The 10,611-nt window shown below is 73.4% G+C and carries 11 protein-coding genes; 8 read left to right on the top strand and 3 right to left on the bottom strand.

Going from position 1 to position 10,611, the window contains the following annotated elements; genetic code table 11:
- Positions 1-21: 21 nt before the first annotated feature.
- Both ACZ4K2_RS17630 and nudC read left to right on the top strand, forming a co-directional pair.
- Positions 22-1,425 (top strand): dipeptidase, encoded by a 1,404-nt coding sequence (locus ACZ4K2_RS17630; protein ID WP_467473702.1) that lies wholly within the window; start codon positions 22-24, stop codon positions 1,423-1,425.
- A gap of 143 nt (positions 1,426-1,568) precedes the next feature.
- Positions 1,569-2,513: an NAD(+) diphosphatase gene (gene nudC, locus ACZ4K2_RS17625; RefSeq protein WP_467473700.1), complete on the top strand. Its 945-nt coding sequence runs from the start codon at positions 1,569-1,571 to the stop codon at positions 2,511-2,513.
- A 120-nt stretch (positions 2,514-2,633) separates the two neighbouring features.
- Here nudC and ACZ4K2_RS17620 read toward each other — a convergent pair whose 3' ends face one another.
- Entirely contained in the window at positions 2,634-2,876 is a 243-nt protein-coding gene (locus tag ACZ4K2_RS17620; RefSeq protein WP_467473698.1) for a mycoredoxin, read from the bottom strand.
- A gap of 173 nt (positions 2,877-3,049) precedes the next feature.
- Here ACZ4K2_RS17620 and ACZ4K2_RS17615 point away from each other — a divergent pair, with 173 nt between their 5' ends.
- From ACZ4K2_RS17615 to ACZ4K2_RS17595, 5 genes are all read left to right on the top strand, one after another.
- Positions 3,050-5,329 (top strand): ATP-dependent DNA helicase UvrD2, encoded by a 2,280-nt coding sequence (locus ACZ4K2_RS17615; RefSeq protein WP_467473696.1) that lies wholly within the window; start codon positions 3,050-3,052, stop codon positions 5,327-5,329.
- Between the two features lie 165 nt (positions 5,330-5,494).
- Positions 5,495-5,815, top strand: a complete 321-nt coding sequence (locus ACZ4K2_RS17610) for a hypothetical protein (protein WP_467473694.1) — start codon at positions 5,495-5,497, stop codon at positions 5,813-5,815.
- 172 nt (positions 5,816-5,987) lie between these two features.
- A complete protein-coding gene (locus tag ACZ4K2_RS17605; protein ID WP_467473691.1) occupies positions 5,988-6,356 on the top strand; it encodes a WhiB family transcriptional regulator in 369 nt (122 codons plus the stop codon).
- Positions 6,353-6,676 carry a hypothetical protein gene (locus ACZ4K2_RS17600; protein ID WP_467473690.1) on the top strand — a complete coding sequence of 108 codons (324 nt, stop codon included), beginning with the start codon at positions 6,353-6,355 and terminating at the stop codon, positions 6,674-6,676. The genes ACZ4K2_RS17605 and ACZ4K2_RS17600 overlap by 4 nt, the downstream gene beginning before the upstream one ends.
- 149 nt (positions 6,677-6,825) lie before the next feature.
- Positions 6,826-7,041 (top strand): hypothetical protein, encoded by a 216-nt coding sequence (locus tag ACZ4K2_RS17595; protein ID WP_467473688.1) that lies wholly within the window; start codon positions 6,826-6,828, stop codon positions 7,039-7,041.
- A gap of 57 nt (positions 7,042-7,098) precedes the next feature.
- On the opposite strand, the gene ACZ4K2_RS17590 is transcribed toward ACZ4K2_RS17595, so the two are convergent.
- Together ACZ4K2_RS17590 and ACZ4K2_RS17585 are read right to left on the bottom strand one after the other, a co-directional pair.
- Complete coding sequence (locus tag ACZ4K2_RS17590; protein WP_467473687.1) at positions 7,099-8,478, bottom strand: ABC1 kinase family protein; 1,380 nt, start codon at positions 8,476-8,478, stop codon at positions 7,099-7,101.
- Positions 8,471-9,676, bottom strand: coding sequence for a TOMM precursor leader peptide-binding protein (locus tag ACZ4K2_RS17585; RefSeq protein WP_467473685.1), 1,206 nt, complete (start codon positions 9,674-9,676; stop codon positions 8,471-8,473). The genes ACZ4K2_RS17590 and ACZ4K2_RS17585 overlap by 8 nt, the downstream gene beginning before the upstream one ends.
- Positions 9,677-9,981: 305 nt before the next feature.
- Between ACZ4K2_RS17585 and ACZ4K2_RS17580 the strand changes: the two genes are divergently transcribed.
- Positions 9,982-10,587, top strand: a complete 606-nt coding sequence (locus ACZ4K2_RS17580) for a M48 metallopeptidase family protein (RefSeq protein WP_467473683.1) — start codon at positions 9,982-9,984, stop codon at positions 10,585-10,587.
- Positions 10,588-10,611: the final 24 nt, after the last annotated feature.

Raw genomic sequence — 10,611 nt, 5'->3', positions numbered from 1 at the left:
CGGGCGGATAGGCTCGGAAGCATGAGCCAGACCCCGGACAGCGCCGTCCGCACGTACATCGAGCAGCACCGCGCCGCCTTCCTCGACGACCTCACCGCATGGCTGCGCATCCCGTCCGTGTCGGCGCAGCCCGACCACGCGCCCGATGTACGGCGCAGCGCGGACTGGCTCGCCGCCAAGCTCCGGGAGACCGGCTTCCCGACCGCCGAGGTCTGGCAGACCCCGGGAGCCCCCGCCGTCTTCGCCGAGTGGCCCTCCGGCGACCCGCAGGCGCCCACGGTCCTGGTCTACGGCCACCACGACGTGCAGCCCGCCGCCCGCAAGGACGGCTGGAGCAGCGACCCCTTCGAGCCGGTCGTCCGCGGGAACCGGCTCTACGCGCGCGGGGCCGCCGACGACAAGGGCCAGGTGTTCTTCCACACACTCGGCGTCCGCGCCCACCTCGCCGCCACCGGCCGCACCGCGCCGGCCGTCAACCTCAAGCTGCTGATCGAGGGCGAGGAGGAGTCGGGCTCCCCGCACTTCCGGGCGCTGGTGCAGGAGCGGGCCGGCCGGCTCGCCGCCGACGCCGTGATCGTCTCCGACACCGGCATGTGGGCCGAGGACACCCCGACCGTCTGCACCGGTATGCGGGGCCTGGCCGAGTGCGAGATCCGGTTCCACGGCCCCGGCCAGGACATCCACTCCGGCTCCTTCGGCGGCGCCGTGCCCAACCCGGCCACCGCCGCCGCCCGCCTCGTCGCCGCCCTGCACGACGAGCACGCGCGCGTGACGGTCCCCGGCTTCTACGACGGCATCGTCGAGCTGACCGACCGGGAGCGGGAACTCTTCGCCGAACTGCCCTTCGACGAGGAGAGCTGGCTGCGCACCGCCAAGTCGGACGCCCTGCACGGCGAGGCCGGGTACTCGACCCTGGAGCGCATCTGGGCCCGCCCGACCGCCGAGGTCAACGGCATCGGCGGCGGCTACCAGGGCCCGGGCAGCAAGACGATCATCCCGTCCACGGCCACGGTGAAGCTCTCCTTCCGGCTGGTCGCCGGACAGGACCCCGACCACGTCGAGAAGGCCGTCCGGGCCTGGGCCGCCGAGCAGGTGCCCGCGGGGATCCGGTACGAGGTCGAGTTCGGCTCGGCCACGCGCCCGTGCCTGACCCCGCTCGACCACCCCGCGCTCCAGTCCGTCGTCCGCGCCATGGGGCGCGCCTTCCAGAGCCCCGTCCGCTTCACTCGCGAGGGCGGCTCCGGACCCGCCGCCGACCTCCAGGAGGTCCTCGGCGCCCCCGTGCTCTTCCTGGGCATCTCCGTCCCGTCCGACGGCTGGCACGCGCCCGACGAGAAGGTCGAGCTGGACCTCCTCCTCAAGGGCGTGGAGACCAGCGCCTACCTGTGGGGTGACCTGGCCCTGAACTGGCGCTCCGCACCCTGACCGGCCGGCACGCACGGGAGGGCGCCGAAAGCGGGGCACACTGGAAGAACCGCCGCCCGCGCCCGACCCGGTGCCCACCCGCCCCGTGTCCCACCGAACCACCCGACGAACGAACCGCTGTACTGGGGGAGTTGGAAGCACCCGTGACCACCTGGACCGACCGAACAGCCGACCGACCCATCTCCCTGACCGCCTCGGGCGGCATCGACCGCGCCGCCCACCACCGGCTGGACGAGGCCTGGCTCGCGGCGGCGTGGAGCCACCCCACGACCCGCTGTTTCGTCGTCTCCGGCGGTCAGGTGCTCATCGACGAGACCCCGGACGGCCGGACCGAACTCGTCATGACGCCGTCCTTCGAGGCCCCCCTCACGGAGGCGCACCGCTACTTCCTCGGCATCGACGAGGACGGCGTCAGCTACTTCGCGCTCCAGAAGGACTCGCTGCCGGGCCGCATCGACCAGTCCGCGCGCCCGGCGGGGCTGCGCGAGGCCGGCCTGCTGCTGTCGCCGCGCGACACGGGCCTGATGGTGCACGCGGTCGGCCTGGAGAACTGGCAGCGCACCCACCGCTTCTGCTCCCGCTGCGGCGAGCGCACCGTCATCGCGGCGGCCGGCCACATCCGCCGCTGCCCGGCCTGCGGCGGCGAGCACTACCCGCGCACCGACCCGGCCGTGATCATGGCCGTCACGGACGAGGACGACCGCATCCTCCTCGGCCGCCAGGTGCACTGGCCCGAGGGCCGCTTCTCCACGCTCGCCGGATTCGTCGAGCCCGGCGAGTCCATCGAGAACGCGGTGCGCCGCGAGGTCTGCGAGGAGGTCGGCGTCACCGTCGGCCCGGTCGAGTACGTCGCCAGCCAGCCCTGGCCCTTCCCGTCCAGCCTGATGCTCGGCTTCATGGCCCGCGCCACCTCCACCGAGATCGACGTCGACGGGGACGAGATCCACGAGGCCCGCTGGTTCTCCCGCGAGGAACTGCACGCGGCCTTCGAGTCCGGCGAGGTGCTGCCGCCCTACGGCATCTCCATCGCGGCCCGGCTGATCGAGATGTGGTACGGCAAGCCCCTGCCGGAACGCAGCTTCGTCTGAGGGACCCGAGAGACCCGAGAGGTCCGAGACAGACGACAGGGCGGCCTCCCCGTCGACGGGGAGGCCGCCCTGCGCACGGTCACCGGCCAAGGTCCGGCCACCGGGGAAACCGGTGGGACGTCACACGGTGAGCTTCTGCTTCACCTGGGCCAGCGACGGGTTCGTCAGCGTCGAGCCGTCCGGGAAGAGCACGGTCGGGACCGTCTGGTTGCCGCCGTTCGCCTTCTCCACGAAGGCCGCGGACTCGGGGTCCTGCTCGATGTTGATCTCGCTGTACGCGATGCCTTCGCGGTCCATCTGGCTCTTCAGCCGCCGGCAGTAGCCGCACCACGTCGTGCTGTACATCGTCACAGTGCCCTGCATCTCTCGCTCTCCTCAGGCAGCTCGGGGACAACCTCTGCACGGAGGGAACACGGACGGGCGGCCCGCCATTCCCCGCCGGGGTACGCCCCTCCCGCCCGTGTCCTCCGCCGGGGTACGCCTCTCCTGCTCACGTCCGCTGTAACCCCGTCCACCGTCTCCCTTCGTACGTTGTGATGCCTGTCGCATCAGTACGACCGCAAGCCCCCGCCTGTGGACAACCGGCGCGACCGTCCCGGGCGACCTGGCAGCATGGCGGGGTGACAGCAGCAACGCACTCCCCCCTCTTCCCGCGGACACCGGAGACGGCCGACGCGGTGCTCGAAGGGCTCGACCCCGAGCAGCGCGAGGTGGCCACCGCCCTGCACGGCCCGGTGTGCGTGCTGGCCGGAGCGGGCACCGGCAAGACCCGGGCGATCACCCACCGCATCGCCTACGGGGTGCGCGCCGGCATCCTGCCGCCCTCCGGCGTGCTCGCCGTCACCTTCACCAACCGGGCCGCCGGGGAGATGCGCGGCCGGCTGCGCCAGCTCGGCGCCCAGGGCGTCCAGGCCCGCACCTTCCACTCCGCCGCCCTGCGCCAGCTCCAGTACTTCTGGCCGAAAGCGATCGGCGGCTCCCTGCCCCGGCTCGTCGACCGGAAGATCCAGCTCGTCGCCGACGCGGCCGCCGCCCTCGGCACCCGCCTCGACCGGAACGAGCTGCGGGACGTGACCTCGGAGATCGAATGGTCCAAGGTCACCCAGACGGTTCCCGCCGACTATCCGTACGCGGCAGCGAAGGCCGGCCGCGACACCTCCCGCGACGCGGCCGAGATCGCCCACCTCTACGCGGCCTACGAGGACCTCAAGCGCGACCGCGCGGTCATCGACTTCGAGGACGTCCTGCTGCTGACCGTCGCCGTCCTCCAGGACCGGCGTGACATCGCCGAACAGGTCCGCGCGCAGTACCAGCACTTCGTCGTCGACGAGTACCAGGACGTCAGCCCGCTGCAGCAGCGGCTGCTCGACCTGTGGCTCGGCGACCGGGACAGCCTGTGCGTCGTCGGTGACGCGAGCCAGACCATCTACTCGTTCACCGGAGCAACGCCCGACCACCTGCTCGACTTCCGCGCCCGGCACCCCGGCGCCACCGTGGTGAAGCTGGTCCGCGACTACCGGTCCACCCCGCAGGTGGTCCGGCTCGCCAACGGCCTGCTCGCCCAAGCCCGCGGCCGGGCCGCCGACCACCGGCTGGAACTCGTCTCCCAGCGCCCCCCGGGCCCCGAACCCGTCCATGCCGAGTACACCGACGAGCCCGCCGAGGCCGAGGGCGCCGCCCGCCGCATCCGCGAACTGATCGACGCGGGCGTCCCGCCCGCCGAGATCGCCGTGCTGTTCCGCACCAACTCCCAGTCCGAGATCTACGAGCAGGCCCTCGCCGACGCCGGGGTGGCCTACCAGCTGCGCGGAGCCGAGCGCTTCTTCGACCGGCCCGAGATCCGCAAGGCCGGCATCGCCCTGCGCGGCGCGGCCCGCTTCGGCGGTAACGACTCCCTCCTCGACGACGCCGCCGACCTGCCGTCCCAGGTCCGCGCCGTCCTCTCCGGCGAGGGCTGGACCAGCAGGCCTCCGGCGGGTTCCGGGGCCGTCAGGGAGCGCTGGGAGTCCCTGGCCGCCCTGGTCGGCCTCGCCCACGACCTCGCCGCCGCCCGGCCGGGAGCGGGCCTCGCCGACTTCGTCGCGGAACTCGACGAGCGGGCCAACGCCCAGCACGCCCCGACCGTCCAGGGCGTCACCCTCGCCTCCCTGCACGCGGCCAAGGGCCTGGAGTGGGACGTCGTCTTCCTGGTCGGCGTCGCCGAGGGCATGCTGCCCATCACCTACGCCCGCACCGACGAGCAGATCGAGGAGGAGCGGCGCCTGCTCTACGTCGGCGTCACCCGAGCCCGGGAACGGCTGTACGTCTCCTGGGCGCTGTCCCGCTCGCCCGGCGGGCGCCCCAACCGGAGGCCGAGCCGGTTCCTGGACGGCCTGCGCCCCGGCACGGTCCCCGCCGCCGGCCGCGGCGGCCCCGGCGCGGCCGGGAGCGTCGAGCGCGGGTTCACCACGACCGCCGCGGCCGTCCCCCGGCGCGCCCAGCGGACCCCGGCCCGGTGCCGGGTCTGCGGCCGCACGCTCACCGACGCGGGCGAGATGAAACTGATGCGCTGCGAGGACTGCCCCTCCGACATGGACGAAGGGCTGTACGAACGGCTCCGGCAGTGGCGGGCGGTCCAGGCCCGGCGCAGCGGCCAGCCGGACTTCTGCGTCTTCACCGACCGGACGCTGATGGCCATCGCGGAGGCCTGTCCGGAGACGCCGGCCGACCTCGCCCGCATCCCCGGTGTCCTCAGCCGCAAGCTGCGCGGCTACGGAGCCGATGTTCTGGCCATATGCGCAGGCCAGGAGCCCGAGGAGGGCGACGGCAATGACTAAGGGGAACTCGTCGGAAAAATAGTTTGCGCATGCCCCGGGAATCCCCATAGGTTCTAGGCACGGAAGCGGCGGCCTTCTCGAAGACCGCGGTTCCGTGATGTACTTGCACACCCGAGTGGACCGGTTCACCCCGGTCCCCCAAGACGCCGAGAGGAGGCGAGTCCAGTGATCAGCATCAACATCAGCAGTGTCAGCGCGGCCAAACTGACCGATCGCTCGACCGTCTCCACGTGCATGCTCGGCGCCTCGAACCAGGGCACCGGTCTGTCCGGCATCCGTGCCGTGCGCCCGGCGTCCTCCCCTGCCCTCGTGGGTCTCTCCACCCGTGAGCGCAATGAGCGACCGATCAAGGCACTGGAAGCGGTAGTGGCAAAGGCGCACGCCTATGCCTTTGCGGCGGCCGGTGCCGGATTCCGGAAGCAGACGACGCAGCACCACCAGATGTGGGCCTTCCGTGGGCCGAAACCCTGGAGTGATCCAGCCTGATACCGATCAGGCCGGCGCCTTCAGGGCCGCGGAACCCCACCCGGGATCCGCGGCCCTTCTGTTTGTCCCGAACGGGACGGCGGAGCGAAGGGGCCTCGGGACAAGGCAAGAACCCGGTACCAAGCCGCCACCCGGTCAACCGGCCGGAACGACCAGACGAGGAAGACCAGCCGTGCAACTCGAAGCGCACGCCCCGTCCGTACCGCCTTCTCAAACGATCACCCCGCCCGGCCTCACGGAGGACTCCACCTTGATCCCCCTCACCGCGCTCACCGCGCTCGACGACGCCATCGAGAACCTCGGCGTACCCGTCCCCTGCCGCTCCTACGACCCGGAGGTCTTCTTCGCCGAGTCGCCCGCGGACGTGGAGTACGCCAAGTCCCTGTGCCGCACCTGCCCGCTGATGGAGGCCTGCCTCGCCGGCGCCAAGGAGCGCCGTGAGCCCTGGGGCGTCTGGGGTGGAGAGCTGTTCGTCCAGGGTGTCGTCGTCGCCCGGAAGCGGCCGCGTGGCCGCCCGCGGAAGAACCCGGTCACGGCATGAACACCGCAGGAACGATCGATCGCCCCCTCACGCACGACCCCAAGAAGCAGGCCCCGATGAAGCCGTCCACCAGCGAGCCCGCCGGCTCCGCGACCACAGACTTCACCACCACCGGCGCGACCGAAGCGCGCCAGAACAGGACCCGAGAGATGCAACTCATGCAAGAAGCCCTGGCTCGTGCGCATATGCACGAGCGACTCCATGAGGCGGCGAGTCAACGCCGGGCCATGCGCCTGGCGGTCGCCCAGCGGATGCAGCGCCGGGCCGAGCGCGCCTCGCTGCGCGCCCGCCGCGCGCTGGCCATGGCCGTCATGCAGTAGTCATGCGGTGAACGCACCCACCTGAGCAGGGGTGGCCTCCCCGACCGGGAGGAGTGTTCGTGCCCGCGGGGGCCGGTCCGTCCGAACGGACCGGCCCCCGCGGTGCGTTGCGCGGGGCGATCCACCGCGGCCGGGGTTATCGTCGCCGGGTGACGAGTCCTCCCGGAGGAAGTGATCAGGGCGGCTCCGACGAGGAGCCCCGCCGTCTCGTGTGCGCCCGCTGCGGCACCCCCGCCACCGGCGGCTCCCAGCCGGCCACTTGGACCTGTTCCGTGGAGAACGGCGTCCGGCAGTACTTCTGCGACGGCTGCTCCCGGGAGAACCTCCGGGCGATCGAGGGACGCCTGGACTCGGCCTGGTGGTGACCGGGCCGGTCACCGGGCCGCACGGCGATCCGCGCGGCCCCGGTCACCGGGGTCGGCTCAGGCGTCCGCGGCCGGCTCCTCCTCACCGGTGTCGTCCCCGGCCGCGCCGACGGCGAACCCCGGCATCCACTCCTCCAGTTCGTCCCGCATCCGCACCGTGGCGCCCAACTGGCACAGGACGCCGATCGTGCTCAGCGTCACCCGGTGTATGAGCAGGTAGGCGGGCGGCAGGTTGAGCTGCTTGCCGAGCTGGTGGGCGGGGGAGCGGGGATCGGCGATGCGGGCGGCCTGGCTGCGCATCCAGGAGCGGGTGAAGGCGAAGGCGTCCACCCGGGCCGGCTCGATGATCGGCAGCAGGTAGTCGAGGACCGCCTCCGGGTCCAGTTCCACGCTCTCCTTGACGAACCCCTCCTCGCGGAGCAGCTCGTAGACCGCCTCCGCCTCACCGTCCAGGGTCCCGCGCAGGCAGACGCCGATCGTGGCCGGCAGCCCGCCGGGGAGCCGGTCGACCGTGCCGAAGTCCAGCACGCCCAGGCGCCAGTCGTCCTCGCCGCCCGGGCCGCCCGGCAGCAGGCGGAAGTTGCCCGGGTGCGGGTCCGCGTGCAGCAGCCCGGTGCGGGCCGGCCCGGAGAAGAGGAAGCGGGTCAGGAGCTGGCCGGCCCGGTCACGTTGTTCACGGGTGCCGTCCGCGATGACCTCGGACAGCGGGATGCCGTCGATCCACTCGGTCACCAGGACCTGCTCGCACTGGTGCACCACGGCCGGCACGACCACGTCCGGGTCGTCCGCGAACTCCTGCGCGTGCGCGGCCTGGGCCCGGGCCTCCAGGCCGTAGTCCAGCTCCTCGGAGACGCGGTCCCGCAGCTCCGTGATCAGCGGCTTGATGTCCATGCCCGGGATGAGCGGACCCAGCAGCCGCGCGAACCGGCTCAGTTGCCCGAGGTCGGACAGCAGCGCCTCGCCCGCGCCGGGGTACTGCACCTTGACCGCCACCTCGCGGCCGTCGTGCCACACCGCCCGGTGCACCTGGCCGATCGAGGCCGCGGCGGCCGGCTTGTCCTCGAACTCCTCGAACAGGTCGCGCCAGTCCGCGCCGAGCCGTTCCGCCAGCACCGCGTGCACGGTGCGGGTCGGCATCGGCGGGGCCGCCTCCTGGAGCTTGGTCAGGGCCGCGCGGTAGGGGCCGGCGACCTCCTCCGGCAGCGCCGACTCGAAGACGGACAGGGCCTGCCCGAACTTCATCGCGCCGCCCTTCAGCTCCCCGAGCACCTTGAAGAGCTGTTCCGCCGTGCGCTGTTGCAGCTCTCTGCCGACGATCTCCGCGGACTCGCCCACGATCCGCTTGCCCAGCCCCCAGGTCGCCCGGCCGGCGATGCCGAGCGGGAGTGCGGCGAGCTTGGCGGTCCGGGTGACCGCCTTCCGGGGAAGATCAGACATGCGCCCTCCAAGTCACAGTCGGCCGTGCCCCACCCGCGTCGTGTCGCAGCCGCGGCGACGGCCGTTGCACGGTCATTGTCGCGCGCGGTCTCCCGTTCGCCGGGGAGTGCTCCGGTTCACCTCTCCCCGACGCCCCGCAGCCGCACTCCGGATGCGGCGGTACCGGGTGGGCGAGCCAGGTCAGAGCGGGCAGGGACGCCTCCCAGCGGGTGCCCGCACCGGACGGTGGCCCCCCGTCGAGGAAAGCCAGGGCGTGCGCCGCCGCGAGACCGGCGACCGCCGTGGCCAGGGCCAGGTCGCAGGCCCCTCCCCGGCGGGGCCGGCCGGAGCGCCACTGGGCGACCAGCCGCGGCCACAGGGGGTCCCGGTCGGCGCGGTGCCGGTCGAGGCATCCGGCGCAGCCCGTCCCGCCCGGCAGCACGAGCGGACCGACCACGCCGGTGCCCTCCACGACGCCGGCGTACAGGTGGGGCGTGCCGGAGGCCAGGAGCGGTGCGGCGGCGAGCGGGTCGGGGGCGTGCACGGCGACCTCGTCGCGGGGCGCGAGGATCACCAGGGAGAGGCCGGGGGCACCGGTGCCGGCGCGGCTGCGGTGCGGTGGACGGTCCGGGGCCGCGCGCCGGACGGCGGCCCGTGCCGCCGTGTCCCGGCGGTCGCCGACCGACTCGGCGCTCACTCCGCCCGGCGCCACGTCCCACGGCTCCACGCGGCCCGCGTCGCGCACGTCGACCTCGCCGACGCCGGCGCCCGACAGCACCGACGCCACGAGGGCGCCGACCCGGCCCGCACCCCGCACCCGCACCCGCAGGGCGCGCCGGGCCGCGAGCCGGGCGGCCGCACCGCCGGGCTCGGGGGTGAGCAGGGACAGCGAGGCGAGGTCGGGGCGGAGCCGGTCGACCACGTCCGCCTTCTCGCGCAGCGCGTCCGCGGCCGGTCCGCCGCCGCGGGCGTCGTCGACGAGGCCGGCCCCGGCCAGCCGCTCCACCAGCGCGTCGACCCGGCCGTCCGGCAGCCGCGCGCGGCGGCCCTCCTCGCGCAGCAGCGGCAGCCCGCGGGTGCCGTCGAGCAGGTCCAGCAGACCGCCCGTCGCCGCGTCGAGCGGGCCCAGCGTCAACGCGTGCGCCGGGGTCATCCCGAACTGCGCCGTGCCGTGATCGCGCCAGCCGCGCCGCAGCGCGGGCTTGACCACCGGATGCATGGCTCACCCCCCGAATGTGGTGGGACCTCCGACGAACCCGGAGGGCACGGTGTGCCCGCCGGTGCGGCGGGTGTGCCCCGCCGACGCATGCCAGCATGCCGGGCCCGGCCACCGGGCGTCGGAAGTTGTCCACAGGGGGAGGGATTAGTCGTACAAATCACGGACTCCTTCAGCCCGCAAAGACGGATGAAACGGTATATATCACACCAGTGGATCGGTCCTAGGAATCAGACACATGGGGGGGATCCACGGCCAACCATCCCGGGGCCGGGACTTTGCCCCCGCCCACCGGGTAACGTCGGGGCGTGCCCGCCGACCCCCTGCACAGCGCCGGTAGACCACAGCGCAGCACGACGAGCCAGCCGCCCGGTGGCCCGGGGGCGAGCGCGATCGAGGTCCGCAGGAGTTCCCGGCGCCGCCGCACGGTCTCCGCGTACCGCGAGGGCGATCGCACCATCGTGCTGATCCCCGCCCGCATGTCGAAGGCGGAGGAGCAGCGCTGGGTCACCGTCATGCTCGACAAACTCGCCGCCCAGGAGAGCCGGCGGGTGCTCGGCGACGCCGAACTGGCCGAGCGCGCCGAGCGGCTGTCCGCCCAGTACTTCGACGGCCGGGCCCGGCCCGCCTCCGTGCGCTGGGTCACCAACCAGAACACCCGCTGGGGTTCGTGCACCCCGGCCGAGGGCAGCATCCGGCTCTCGCACCGCCTCCAGGGGATGCCGGAGTACGTCGTCGACTACGTGCTCTGCCACGAGCTGGCGCACCTGCTGGTCCCCGGTCACGGCCCCGACTTCTGGCGCCTGCTGGAGCCGTACCCGCGCACCGAGCGGGCCCGCGGCTACCTGGAGGGCGTGGTCGCCGCCGCCCGGCTGCCGCACCTGCCGGGCGCCCGCGAGGACCGGGACGCCTGAGCGTCCCCCCGCCTGCCCGAGCGG

This window comes from Streptomyces sp. NPDC025833, from assembly GCF_055558055.1.
This window is presented reverse-complemented; position numbering and strand designations above follow the sequence as displayed.

What these genes read in the sequence shown, in the direction of transcription:
- ACZ4K2_RS17630 (WP_467473702.1), top strand. Translation starts at nt 22, where the DNA reads ATGAGCCAGACCCCGGACAGCGCCGTCCGCACGTACATCGAGCAGCAC.
- ACZ4K2_RS17620 (WP_467473698.1), bottom strand. Translation starts at nt 2,876, where the DNA reads ATGCAGGGCACTGTGACGATGTACAGCACGACGTGGTGCGGCTACTGC.
- ACZ4K2_RS17615 (WP_467473696.1), top strand. Translation starts at nt 3,050, where the DNA reads ATGCCTGTCGCATCAGTACGACCGCAAGCCCCCGCCTGTGGACAACCG.
- ACZ4K2_RS17600 (WP_467473690.1), top strand. Translation starts at nt 6,353, where the DNA reads ATGAACACCGCAGGAACGATCGATCGCCCCCTCACGCACGACCCCAAG.
- ACZ4K2_RS17590 (WP_467473687.1), bottom strand. Translation starts at nt 8,478, where the DNA reads ATGTCTGATCTTCCCCGGAAGGCGGTCACCCGGACCGCCAAGCTCGCC.
- ACZ4K2_RS17585 (WP_467473685.1), bottom strand. Translation starts at nt 9,676, where the DNA reads ATGCATCCGGTGGTCAAGCCCGCGCTGCGGCGCGGCTGGCGCGATCAC.